At 48.0% G+C, this 10,036-nt stretch carries 5 protein-coding genes and 3 pseudogenes; 2 read left to right on the top strand and 6 right to left on the bottom strand.

Going from position 1 to position 10,036, the window contains the following annotated elements; translation table 11 throughout:
- Positions 1 to 45: 45 nt before the first annotated feature.
- A pseudogene (locus DZ54_RS21890) lies at positions 46 to 672 on the bottom strand (signal recognition particle receptor subunit alpha); the annotation flags it as partial.
- A gap of 181 nt (positions 673 to 853) precedes the next feature.
- On the opposite strand from DZ54_RS21890, the gene DZ54_RS0113810 reads away from it, so the two are divergent.
- The gene (locus DZ54_RS0113810) at positions 854 to 1,651 is read left to right on the top strand and encodes a cytochrome C assembly family protein (protein WP_025674691.1); all 798 of its coding nucleotides are present in this window, start codon (positions 854 to 856) and stop codon (positions 1,649 to 1,651) included.
- Positions 1,652 to 1,757: 106 nt separating this feature from the next.
- Positions 1,758 to 3,038 (top strand): annotated as a pseudogene (locus tag DZ54_RS21885) (HlyC/CorC family transporter).
- 87 nt (positions 3,039 to 3,125) lie between these two features.
- Here DZ54_RS21885 and DZ54_RS0113795 read toward each other — a convergent pair.
- From DZ54_RS0113795 to gshA, 5 genes and pseudogenes are all read right to left on the bottom strand, one after another.
- Positions 3,126 to 5,735 carry a LuxQ periplasmic sensor domain-containing protein gene (locus DZ54_RS0113795; protein WP_025674689.1) on the bottom strand — a complete coding sequence of 870 codons (2,610 nt, stop codon included), beginning with the start codon at positions 5,733 to 5,735 and terminating at the stop codon, positions 3,126 to 3,128.
- Positions 5,736 to 5,738: 3 nt separating this feature from the next.
- Positions 5,739 to 6,794: a substrate-binding domain-containing protein gene (locus DZ54_RS0113790; RefSeq protein WP_037354584.1), complete on the bottom strand. Its 1,056-nt coding sequence runs from the start codon at positions 6,792 to 6,794 to the stop codon at positions 5,739 to 5,741.
- A 307-nt stretch (positions 6,795 to 7,101) separates the two neighbouring features.
- Positions 7,102 to 7,620 (bottom strand): S-ribosylhomocysteine lyase, encoded by a 519-nt coding sequence (gene luxS, locus DZ54_RS0113785; RefSeq protein WP_025674685.1) that lies wholly within the window; start codon positions 7,618 to 7,620, stop codon positions 7,102 to 7,104.
- Between the two features lie 28 nt (positions 7,621 to 7,648).
- Entirely contained in the window at positions 7,649 to 8,266 is a 618-nt protein-coding gene (locus tag DZ54_RS0113780) for a transglycosylase SLT domain-containing protein (protein ID WP_051416032.1), read from the bottom strand.
- Between the two features lie 14 nt (positions 8,267 to 8,280).
- Positions 8,281 to 9,857: pseudogene (gshA, locus tag DZ54_RS21880) on the bottom strand (glutamate--cysteine ligase).
- Positions 9,858 to 10,036 lie beyond the last annotated feature (179 nt).

Genomic DNA, 10,036 nt, shown 5'->3' with positions numbered 1-10,036 from the left:
GGCCAATCACGAACCTACGAACATCGGGTTCACTGGTTATCGCGCATGAACGTCTTTGATTTCGCCCATCATGGCGTCATCGACATGCAAGCGGCCCGCGGTATCGACGATCACCACGTCATAAAATTTTAGCTTCCCATGCTCAACCGCTGATTTAGCAATATCAACCGGGTTTTGATCCGCGCTTGAAGGGAAGAAATCGACACCGACTTCGCTTGCCAGGGTCTCGAGCTGTTTAATCGCCGCGGGACGATACACATCCGCAGACACCACTAACACTTTTTTCTTCTCTTGCTCGGTAAGCATCTTACCCAGCTTACCCACACTGGTGGTTTTACCCGCCCCTTGCAAGCCTGCCATCAAAATTACCGCCGGTGGCTGCGCAGCGAGATCCAATTTTTCGTTGGCATCGCCCATCACCCCTTCAAGCTCGGCTTGAACAATCTTGATAAACTCTTGCCCTGGGGTCAGGCTTTTGGAGACTTCAATGCCAACGGCGCGTTCTTTGACGCGTTTGACAAAATCACGAACCACAGGGAGCGCGACATCGGCTTCCAGTAGCGCCATACGCACTTCGCGCAGGGTTTCTTTAATATTGTCTTCCGTTAATCGTCCGCGGCCGCTCACATTTTTGAGCGTCCGGGATAAACGTTCTGATAAGTTTTCAAACATGCGTTACTCGCCCACTCGTCCTATTGGCCCATGATTTTTCATCTGGGTGCAATCGCTGTCGCGAAATTAATGAGATTATACCGCAATCCCCCCATCACTTGCATGTATCGATAGCGACAGAGATTGAGGCAAGGTATACTCACACCTTCATTCTTATTGATTAACTGACTGATCGGTGACGATGGAAATTCTGACAGCTTTGCTGGCATCACTGCTTTATCTGGCCGCCATTTTGCAGATCATCCCCGGCTTGTCCAGCAACAATCAAATTAGTGCGAAGCCGGTCTTTTTCACCGCACTGGCTGCGCTGGCGTTACATGCTTATCTACTCAAAGATCTGATTTTATCGGGTGCAGGGCAGAATCTTAGCATGCTCAACGTCGCCTCCTTGGTGAGTTTTATCATTGCGATGATGACGACCGGGCTAATTTTCCGATTGCGGCTGTGGTTTTTGCTGCCGGTAGTTTATGCCTTTGCGGGCTTAAACCTTGCAAGCGCGACCCTGCTGCCCGGTGCCTTTATTACACACCTTGAATCACATCCAGAGGTGCTATTACACATCTCTTTGGCCCTGTTTTCATACTCAACATTGATGATTGCCACCCTGTATGCCTTACAGTTGGCTTGGCTGGATTATCAGCTAAAACACAAAAAGCGCCAGGTGATTAATCATAATGTTCCCCCTTTAATGATGGTGGAGCGTCAGCTTTTCAACATCATTTTAGTGGGCCAAATATTATTAACTCTCACTCTAATCTCTGGTTTTGTTTTTGTCGATGACATGTTCGCACAAGGAAAAGCGCACAAAGCCTTCCTCTCAATGGCCGCTTGGGGGGTCTATGGCGTGCTCCTTTGGGGCCATTATCAGTCAGGCTGGCGTGGACGTCGGGTGGTCTGGTTTAGTATCGTGGGTGCCTTTCTCCTTACTCTGGCTTATTTTGGCAGCCGGTTTGTACGAGAAATATTGATCGCGGGCTAAGGTTCAATAGGTTGATGGCGAGGTATCCTGGCCATCATCAGCGCGCGTCTAGGGTAAACACACGAGCATACGCTCTGATTTTAAAACAAACGTAAGGAACAGTTCGTTGGACGACATATCGACGGGAATATTAATTTCCCTATTGGTATTGCTTATCGTCATTTCCGGTTATTTTTCCGGGTCTGAGACAGGCATGATGCACTCAACCGATATCGGTTACGCCACCTTTCTAAATCAGGCCACAGTGGCGCTAAGCGGGTCGAAAAACTGCTTATTCGGCCAGACCGCTTGATTGGACTGATTCTGATCGGTAATAACCTAGTAAATATTCTTGCTTCTTCAATCGCGACCGTCTTGGGGTTGCGTTTGTATGGCGATGCGGGGATTGCGATCGCAACTGGCGTGTTGACGATGGTGATCCTGGTGTTTGCCGAAGTCACACCAAAAACACTTGCCGCCCTATATCCAGAACGTGTGGCTTTTATCAGCAGCTACGTGCTGACGATTCTGATGAAGGTGTTCTATCCGCTTGTGAGCCTAGTGAACTTTATCACTAATGGTTTTTTACGTTTGTTAGGGTTGGGCGCAAAAGCCGATGGCAAAGACAGTCTAAGCACCGAAGAACTGCGTAGTATCGTCAACGAGGCAGGTAGCTTAATCCCTCGTCGCCACCAGCATATGTTGCTATCGATCCTAGAGCTTGAAGAAGTCACCGTGGACGACATCATGGTGCCGCGCAATGAGATCACCGGTATCAATATCAATGATGACTGGAAATCAATCATGCGCCAATTCACACATGCTCCACATGGGCGAATGGTATTATATCGCGACACCATCGACGAAGTGGTTGGAATGCTGCGCGTGCGCAAAGCTTATCGCTTGATGGTTGAGAAAAACGAATTTAACAAAGAAGACACTGCTTCGCGCGGCCGACGAAGTTTACTTTATCCCTGAAGGCACGCCACTGAACGTACAAATGCTGAAATTCCAGCGTAATAAACAACGTATCGGCTTGGTGGTTGATGAATACGGCGACATGATTGGGCTGGTGACGTTAGAGGACATTCTAGAAGAGATCGTGGGCGAATTTACCACCTCTTTATCGCCGAGCTTGGCCGAGGAGATCACGTCATTGAGCGATGGTGGTTATTTGATTGAGGGCAGCGCCAATATTCGCGATCTGAATAAAAGTCTTAACTGGACCTTGCCTACCGACGGCCCTCGCACCCTTAATGGTTTAATTCTTGAGCACTTGGAGGACATCCCTAAAAGCCGCTTAAGTATTGAAATTGACGGTCACCATATTGAAATTGTCGATGTCGCCGACAATATGATTAAGCAAGTCAAAGTCTTGCCGGCAAAACAACCAGAAGCCAGTATATAGTTAGGCATACGGTACGATAACCAATAAAAAGGTGTGGTCAGTGACCACACCTTTTTTGTTCGTGGGCGCATCAAAAACAGACGACACTCACTCGTTATGAAGGGGCGTGTGCGCTTTGTTTAACGTGGCGGAGTGCTCGATAAAGTTCGCCTCTTTAATCGGTTTCACCATGATATAATCTGCACCTGCTCGGTAAAAGGCATCATGTACACTACCATACGCATCAGCAGTGCAGGCATAGATAGGGACGTTTAACCCGAGCGTTTGACGAATGGCCTGCGTGGCCTCCACGCCACCCAGATTAGGCATATGGTTGTCCATCAATACCAAGTCATACGACGCTTGCTGAAGACACGCCAATGCTTGTTCACCATCAGTTACCCACTCCACCTCAATGTGGTACTTATGACAAAATGCTTGGGCAACCATGGCATTAATCTTATTGTCCTCAACCAGTAAGATACGCTCAATGCCGAGAGAAACAGGGTCGAAAGGCGCTACCTCTGGTGTATTGACCGGTTTATTATCAACCAGGGTAAGTGGCACTTCGACCACAAAGCGACTGCCTTTATCTGGCTCACTGGTCACATGAATCTCGCCTTCCAGTAAGTCTAATAAGCTTTTAACAATCGACAGACCCAACCCGCTGCCACCATAGGTCCGAGTCACACTGGAATCCGCTTGTACAAAAGGGTCGAACAAGGATTCAAGCGCCTGTTGGTTCATCCCGATCCCGGTATCACTCACGACTAGACGCAATGTAGATTGACGCAATGTAGATTGATCTGACACCTTCTCATTAACGTCTGTTTTTTCTAATGCATCTTGCGCCAACGAGACCGTCAACTCAATCTGCCCGATATGAGTAAATTTGATCGCGTTGCTCATCAAGTTGAACAAGATTTGCGTGAGGCGGGATTGATCCGATCGCACCATGGTCTCTGCCGCAATCGGTGCATCAATATTGAGTGAGATCGACTTGCTCTCACACAACGGCGTATAAATGTTCTCTACCGTCCGAATAATATCTTGGAGATAAAATTCCCCGTATTCAATGGTCATTTTTCCTTGTTCAATCTTAGACAAATCGAGGATATCATTCAGCACTGTAAGTAAGTGCTCACCACTTTGATACAAACTACCAAGTAGTTCTTTTTGCGCCTTTTCCTCGGCTCTATCACTTAATATTTGCGTGATCCCTAAGATACCATTGAGCGGCGTGCGTATTTCATGACTCATCTTGGCCAAGAATTCTGACTTAGCACGCGCGGAGGCTTCCGCTGCTTCTTTGGCTCGCTGGCTTTGTTGCTCGGCTTCAATGAGAGACGTAATTTCTTGGCCTTGGCCGATCACGGCTTTGACCTGGTTTTCGACCATTAAAGGCGCAAGGTTCCAACGGTAAACGCGGCGATCGATATCAATATTGACTCCTTTTAGGATGGTCCCATTGACCGCGCGTTTTAGGTGAGGCGAGATGGCATACATAAACTGGTCATATAGCCAGCTTGAGGTATGAATTTGCTCGTCATAGTTGAGTTTTAACTTAGCCGCCGGGTTAATACGGGTGATTTCAAAGTCCGTATCCCAAACAATAATCGGTGACAACGCGTAATCAAATAAATCCTGTAGTGAACGCTCTTTCTCATGCAGAGCATGAAAGGTCGACTCTAACGTTTTGCCGATATGATTAAACTCTTCAATATCGGAGCCGGCAAACGGCAAAGTACGTTGACGTGAGCGTGCCCCCTGGGTATATCGCATCAAGCTATCTAGCGAGTCCGCGATGCGCGTTTTCACAAATCGATTGACCCAGAAGGCGGCGATAATAATGATCAAAGTGGTCAGTAATAAGTTAATGCCCATCTGCCGTTGTAATGCAACGACATTGTCATTGCGCTGAGCCGATAACAATGAAATTTTGGACGGCTCACCAGCGATGCGAAGCTTAGATTGGCTCACTAAATAGTGTCGAAACGCCTGGCTACTCCCCTCACTCGGTAACGTCAACTCTGTGCCTATATCATCGTTGCCGCTAAGGGTAGAAACTAAGGTGGCATTGTCTGCCGACAGCCATACCGCTTGGGTGCCACTGGCACGCTGTAAGCTTTTTACGAATGAAAAGTTGCCATTAAGCATCACCACCACATACAAATATCCGCCGAGTTTACCGTTTGACTGAAAAACAATCGGCGTTTTTCGCATCAGTAAATAACTTTGCTCCGTCTCGGTGATGATCGTGGTTAACGTCCAGCGATTAATACCTCGTAACTGCAAACGCAGCTGCTCTAATCCTTCGTTATCAATACCGTGAAACAAGCTACTCCCATCGTGCCATAACACGCTGTCGTCTTTGGCGATAAAACGAAAGTCGGGAGTATTCGCCACATCTTGTTGTTCTTGTTCAATAAAGTAATCGTCGAGGGCATTACTGTCTTCGTTAGCGACCAATGACTGCAGTGTCATACTGGCGGCGTTAGTGTTTTGGTGTATTTGCAGTGCGGTCAAGCGACTATCAAAGACGTTTTGCAGTAGGCGAGAGGTTTGTGCCAACGTACGGCTAATCTCTTGATTAATTCCCGCCAAGGTAAGTTGGTAGCTTTGTATATATACGCCCGCCGTCACAAACAAGAAAAAGACCACAATTAAGCGGGTCAGTAATTGCGATAATGATAGTTTAGGGGAACTAAGCGTGGGCATAATCTAATCCGAGTATCTAAATGCTTGTTGCTTAAGGGCCTCTATTCGTGCCGGATCATCATATTGGGTAACAACGTTAAACCGACCTGAATACACCACGGGCACTGCTTTCTGTTGTAAGTCGCGTTTGATCGCCTCAGCCATCGCAACCCCTGTATCATCGTTCATACGCATTACAGTGGCATCTAATCGCCCTGACATTACAGCGTCCAGTTCAGCGGAGCCCCCTCCCCAGCCATTCACGCCAACGTCCTCTCTTCCTAACTCTTCAAGCGCTTTTATCGCCCCAAATGCTACATCCGTGGCGCAGGCATAAATAAAGTCGAGTTGCGGATTATTGTTTAACATCGCTTTTGCCGCTTGATAGCCAGACGCTTGATCGCCTTTGGTGTAATAAGCAGAGATCAAGTCACTGTCACCATGGCGGCTCATGACCTCAATAAAGGTATCTCCGCGCGCATCACTCACATAGCCTTGTGAGAAATACAACACCGAGTAATTCGCCCCTTTTGGATATCGCGTTTGATAGTAGTCCGCTAATAGTCGACTGCCGCGTTGGTGATCAAAACCAACATAGAGGAAAGGTTGGTTGCCTTGCCAGGCTTTGACCGGTGTGGTGATATTTTGCAAGATGAGCTTGGTTTTTTTCTGTGACAACACATGATTAATGAACTTACGGTGGCGGACACTGTTTAGGGTAAAGACAAGATAATCGGCACCGTCACGCAGCGCCGCATACAAAGACGCACTTTGTTCTCGTATGTCGTTGTTCGGGCGTGTGGTAACTTCTTTTAACTGATAAGGAATATTAAGCGCTTGTAAGCGACGTTCAAATGCACGCACATTGCGCTTCCAGTAATCTGAGATTTGTTGGCCAGGTACCACCACTGAAACTTTTATCGGCGCCACTGTACGTGACACTGGCGCAGGATCGGCTTGCACTTGACTATCTAGCTCTGCGGTCAGCGCTTTTTGCTCAGGATACCGAGCAAGAAACTCGTCATATGACCAATAGCCATTTAACGACGCTTGCGCACCCGGCATCGTCGCCAGCAACATGATACCGATACCTAACAGATAATGATAAATACTAAAGGGGCGAATAAGATGTCTTGCGCGTAAACTCACTTTGGGTTTCACAGCCTTTTTTCATGTTTGAGTCAATTGTCAGCTTAGCGAAACCTAGACAAATACGCAGCGACAAAACGCAGAAGCGTGCTTAAACAGGCAAAAAAGCTGCAACGACGCCTACACTTCCCTTGCGTTTATCTAACTATCGAGACAAAAAGTGAAAAGAACAATAAAATCAGGAGGGAGCGGTAACACAGATGGCCGTACTACCGCTGGAGATCTGAATAGCAGTATTTTAATCGACGCGCAGGGTTTGCAACATCGATTCAGGGAGAGAGAGATCATCATTTTTGTTGACGGTCACGCCGGCATCGATAATCGCACGAGCAATGTCTTTGGCTTCGTTCAACGAATGCATCTCGTAAGTGCCACATTGGTACTCGTTTAGCTCTGGAATTTTATCTTGCGAGGGGACGATCAGGACATCTTCCATCGCAAGCTCCCAAGCTTTAGCAACCTCCGGCTCTTGGGGCTCGCCAATCAAGCTCATATAGAAGCCGGTACGGCAACCCATCGGCGAGATATCAATGATCTCCACCTTGTCACTGTTCAGGTGGTTGCGCATAAAGCCCGCAAAAAGGTGCTCCAAGGTGTGGATCCCTTTTTCTGTTAAGTGTTCTTCATTCGGACGACAAAAACGCAAATCAAACACAGTGATGGTGTCACCACTCGGTGTTTGCATGGTTTTTGCGACCCGTACTGCAGGGGCATGCATGCGGGTATGATCAACCGTGAAGCTATCTAGTAGTGGCATCTTTCCTCCTTCATTCATCACTGCAGCCTTAAAATGGCCACCAGCTCAGATTGTCCTGTAGTCGTTGTCGGCACCCTTTTAGCTGCCAACCATAGTCCTTTGCTTGTTGTTCGACTTTACGCGCCACTCGTTTTAGCCCTGGTTTGCGCTCAAACGAGCCACGCTGAAATCCGCCTCTTCCTTCATGGTAAGCCAAATATTGCCGGTAAACATCCCATTGAGACACCCCAAGCTGGCGATGTGTTTCTGAGGTATACCAACCTATAAACTGTAGCGCATCGGCAAAATCAGTTCGAGTACCGCCGTTATCTGTTGCTTTTTGATAGTCTGACCACGCAGGATCTTGCGCTTGCGCATAACCATATGCACTGCTCACGCGCCCCCAGGGTAAAATCCCTAATACATAGTCACGTGGAGGCAAAGCATCGTGAACGAATGCGCTCTCTTGCTTCACAAATGCCATCGCGACCTGGATAGGTGTCCCCCAGTTTTCTTCCATGTCGACCGCCGCCTCAAACCAGTCAGGGTTTGTATCAAAAATCGCACAGATATTATTGGGGTTATCCGGTGGCGGCGTCGCACAACCGGATAACAATACCATAGCAGTGATTATCCCTAACCGATTGAGAACACGCGTCCTACTCATCACTGTTGTCCCAGTTACCAGCTTTCAGCCATCGGTACATCGTTGAAATAAGCGTTTAAAAACTGCTCAAAGCTTTGTGTATCACTGGCTTCTACCGCCTTTTGACGCGCCGCACTGTCTTCGGCTTCTCGAAGAAAGTCAGCGTCACTATGAACCCGATACGACACATCTGCCAATGCCTCTTTGTGCTCACTCGCAAGGCTGAGTCCAACACCACCAATACCGCCTTGCGCAATCACGTCGGCGAGAACACGCCCTGATAAGGTGAGTTCGGGGTTATCAAAACATGCAATCATTTTGTCGCAAACTCGCTCATAGCGACTATCACCAACGGTTTGATCCATCACTTTAGCCAGTTGTTTGAGTTCTGCCATTACCTGACGTCCCCATTCGGCCTGGGTCAAGGTGTCGCCATCGCACCCTGTGGTCAAGGTTAAGCCGGGTTTTCGCCCTTCAAGTACAATTTTATTCCAGTTATCTCGCCAGCAGTTAAGTTCCGAATCTGACATAGGCTCGGATGGGGATAACGCACACCAAGAAACAAATAAGTCGAGAAAATGCACTTGGTCTTCTTCAATACCGATAGGACTATAGGGGTTCACATCCAGTGAGCGGACTTCAATATACTCCACACCACCTCGGCTCAATGCTTCGGTCGGCTTTTCGCCGCTTTCGGCATTGCGCTTCGGTCGAATCGGAGCGTACAGCTCGTTCTCAATTTGCAGCATATTGGTATTGAGTTGTCGGTAGGTGTCACCGTCACGGATACCTAATTGTGCAAATTGCTGCGAAGGCGTACGAATGGCGCGACGCACCCCTTCTAGGTATTGCTCTAACGTATTAAAGCCAATTTTCAAATCTGCCTGGGCGTTGTTGGTGTAGCTAAATCACTCAAACGCAGAGACGTCGCATAAGGTAAGTAACACGTCCCCGATGGCATATGCTCAAACGACAGCGGGCTATCGGTATGTTTGATAAAGGATCCACACAAGGCCGGTGATGCACCGAATAAATAAGGGATCATCCAACCATGCCGGTAGTAGTTACGGATCAAGTCAAAATAGCCTTGTGTCACCGCAGCTTGGCTGACGGTTTCAGAATGATACAAATGCTGCCAAAATGTCTCGGGGAGTGAAATATTGAAATGTACGCCCGAGATCACCTGCATCACACTGCCATAGCGGTGTTTGAGTCCCTGCCGATAAAGCGTTTTCATCCGGCCAATATTCGAGCTGCCATATTGTGCCAGAGTAATATCGTCTTCCGATGCAACCACACAAGGCATTGACATCGGCCAGAGTTGTTCATCCCCCATCTGTTGATAGGTAAAACGATGAATGTCCTGCAACTCGTCTAACATCCCTTTCACCGACGTGTTGACTGGGGTAATAAATTCCAATAACGACTCGGCGAAATCGGTGGTAATCCAACGATGCGTCAATGCGGCGCCAAGTGCGTCTGGATGCGCAGTTTGCGCTAAGTGACCCTTCGATGTGATACGAAGTGCTTCACGCTCGAGTCCTCGAGCTATCCCCTTTAATGCGTCTGGGTTTTGCGCTAAGCGCGCTAACCGCTGGGTGAAATCAGTCAAAATGTATCTCTTATTTGTGTGCTGCGTGATGGTCAATATAAACAAGCTATGACTCAAAAGCCATCACGTAGCGCGGTGAGTTTATCCAATCCGTATTAACGATATTCAAGTGTTAGCCTATTGACTGGCAAGCCAAGTTGACGCAACTCATCCTCCAACCGCTCAGCATCCCCGACCAC

This window comes from Salinivibrio socompensis S35 (assembly GCF_000513715.1).
Lineage (GTDB): Bacteria > Pseudomonadota > Gammaproteobacteria > Enterobacterales > Vibrionaceae > Salinivibrio > Salinivibrio socompensis.
Note: the sequence above shows the minus strand (reverse complement) of the source record. Positions and strands in the feature narration are given on the sequence as shown.